This window comes from Pseudomonas sp. NPDC086278 (assembly GCF_050280905.1).
Lineage (GTDB): Bacteria > Pseudomonadota > Gammaproteobacteria > Pseudomonadales > Pseudomonadaceae > Aquipseudomonas.
Genome location: NZ_JBNNWE010000199.1, coordinates 1 through 2,361, shown reverse-complemented (window position 1 = coordinate 2,361; position 2,361 = coordinate 1). Strand labels below are relative to the sequence as shown.

The following is a 2,361-nucleotide window of genomic DNA, read 5'->3' as shown; positions in this document are numbered from 1 at the left end:
TCCACAGCTACAACCACTACCTGTCGCCAATAGCTATGGAGCAAAAAGCGGCATAAACACCGTAACCGGTGTCCGGGATTACTTGACCAGTTCAATTTGCAATCAAACGGGAGAAATCAAGCCAGGAGAAAAAACTGTAGGCAACGCCTTGCCGAAGCTTCGTCTCGCTCCTACAAGCGAGGACTCCTTATCGCCTATCGCCGCCCCGTGACTCAAACCTATAGTCGGACTGTCGCTGCCAAATCAGCGGCTCGGGCTTGGTCACCCGTATTAGATCCACGCACGCACCCGTTGTATGCTGCCGACGTTTTTGTGTCAGTACGCTTTATGGCGGCTGTGTTTGGGACGTCTTCGGACGTGCCGGATAAGCGTGTGATCTCACCGGTTGACCAACCTGAACACAGTCGCCTCCCATCGCTTGGTCACGATGACTGCGATAACTTCTGACGCATTTCGAGATTACACATCATGAATAAATGGAAACCGTTCACAGACGATCGATACATTCCGCTGCAAACCAATCTCACCGATTCCCCGCCCCTGATCATCGACACAGCGGCCAACCCCCAGGACATCCTCGAAGCCGCCCTCCAGCGCATCCGGGCCGCCAGCGACCTCCTCAAAACCTTGCACTGCGTCTGCTTCAAACACGGCGACGTCGAAGACATCCCCCACATCACCCACGCGCTGTACCTCTTGAATCAGGACGGCTGCGACCTGCTCAAAGTCGCCCAACAACGCATGATGGGCTGGAAAGCGCCTGCCTGACGCTGAATGAATAGATCGTTCTCACGCTCTCCGTGAGAACGATCAGCCCGCACTGGAGAAGATCATCAGCACATTTTTGATGAGCTAATGGAAAGCGTGCAGCAGATGGACGACGGCGTAAGAGGTGAGCGCCAGCCCCACGTTCCCAGCGTTGATCGACCTCCCTTTTCGCGCCAGATCAGGCTTAATCCGTCTCATCGACACGTTCTTAACGGAAGACGCACCATGAACCTCGCCCCAACTTCCCCGACGACCACGCCATGCACCTGCTCATGCAGTTGCTGCACGAAGAACTTGGTTTACCCGAACGCAAAACCATCAGCCTCACCACCTCGATCAATGTCGATCTGGGCTGCGACGGCGCTGATGCCCGGCATTTGATGGAAGCGCTGGAAGAACAATTCGGGATCGACTTCATGGATTACGACGCCTATCGCTACTTCCAGCCCGAAGGGTTCGATGTGCATCTCAAGCGCAGGGCAAAGGCGCGCGGTGACAAAATCCCGTTGACCATCGGCATGCTTTACCAAGCGGTCAAGGTGCAGCGGTGGGATACGCAGGCACTGGAAGGCACTCCACCGAACACATAAGTGCCATTATTCTGGCTGTTCAGCGCCTTTTCAGCTGGAATAATGGCCGTTGTAGCCACTCGGATGACTTGAATATCACCCACAAAAAAGCCGCCCTGAAAGGACGGCTTTTTCATTCGCTAAACCCAAGCCTTACAGCTTCGGCCCAGCCGCCTTGATCGCATCGCTCACTTCAAACTTCTTGAAGTTCTCGACGAACAACCCGGCCAACGCTTTAGCCGCTTCATCGTAAGCAGCCTTGTCGGCCCAGGTGTTGCGCGGGTTCAGCAGGCCGGTGTCAACGCCCGGTACGGTCAATGGCACGTCGAGGTTGATGGTGTTGAGGTGTTCGGTTTCAGCACCGATCAACGCGCCGGACTGGATCGCTGCAATCACGCCACGAGTGGTCGGGATGTTGAAGCGTTTGCCGACGCCGTAGCCGCCGCCGGTCCAGCCGGTGTTGACCAGGTAGACCTTGGAGCCGAAGCCGCGGATGCGCTTGATCAGCAGTTCTGCGTATTCGCCAGCTGGACGCGGGAAGAACGGTGCGCCGAAGCAGGTGGAGAAGGTCGACTTGATGCCGCTGCCGGAACCCATTTCGGTCGAGCCAACCAGCGCGGTGTAGCCGGACAGGAAGTGGTAGGCCGCTTGTTCTTCGCTGAGGATCGACACGGGTGGCAGCACGCCGGTCAGGTCGCAGGTCAGGAAGATCACAGCGTTTGGCTCGCCACCGAGGTTTTTCTCGGAACGCTTGGCAACGTGCTCCAGCGGGTAAGCGGCGCGGCTGTTCTGGGTCAGGCTGACATCGGCGTAGTCGGCGTGCTTGGCGTCGTCGATGACAACGTTTTCCAGGACTGCGCCGTGCTTGATGGCTTTCCAGATGACCGGCTCGTTCTTCTCGGACAGGTCGATGCACTTGGCGTAGCAGCCGCCTTCGATGTTGAAGCACTGCGTGCTGAGTTCGACCAGCCTTACATGGCAGAGTTGCGCAACTTCCTGCAACAGGAGCGCGCGGCGGGCAAAG

At 57.2% G+C, this 2,361-nt stretch carries 4 protein-coding genes; 3 read left to right on the top strand and 1 reads right to left on the bottom strand.

All coding sequences use genetic code 11. The annotated features are described in order from the left end of the window. The 3 genes from ACQKP4_RS28875 to ACQKP4_RS28865 form a co-directional block, all read left to right on the top strand. Positions 1-211, top strand: a 211-nt coding sequence (locus ACQKP4_RS28875; protein ID WP_427637422.1) for a hypothetical protein, incomplete at its 5' end; no start/stop codon positions are given. Positions 212-468: 257 nt separating this feature from the next. Continuing rightward, positions 469-768, top strand: coding sequence for a hypothetical protein (locus ACQKP4_RS28870; protein WP_427637420.1), 300 nt, complete (start codon positions 469-471; stop codon positions 766-768). Positions 769-1,028: 260 nt separating this feature from the next. Next, positions 1,029-1,358 carry a DUF1493 family protein gene (locus ACQKP4_RS28865; RefSeq protein ID WP_427637418.1) on the top strand — a complete coding sequence of 110 codons (330 nt, stop codon included), beginning with the start codon at positions 1,029-1,031 and terminating at the stop codon, positions 1,356-1,358. Positions 1,359-1,490: 132 nt separating this feature from the next. On the opposite strand, the gene ACQKP4_RS28860 is transcribed toward ACQKP4_RS28865, so the two are convergent. Then, positions 1,491-2,361: phosphoenolpyruvate carboxykinase (ATP) (locus tag ACQKP4_RS28860; protein ID WP_427637417.1), on the bottom strand; the 871-nt coding region annotated here is incomplete at its 5' end.

What these genes read in the sequence shown, in the direction of transcription:
- ACQKP4_RS28870 (WP_427637420.1), top strand. Translation starts at nt 469, where the DNA reads ATGAATAAATGGAAACCGTTCACAGACGATCGATACATTCCGCTGCAA.
- ACQKP4_RS28865 (WP_427637418.1), top strand. Translation starts at nt 1,029, where the DNA reads ATGCACCTGCTCATGCAGTTGCTGCACGAAGAACTTGGTTTACCCGAA.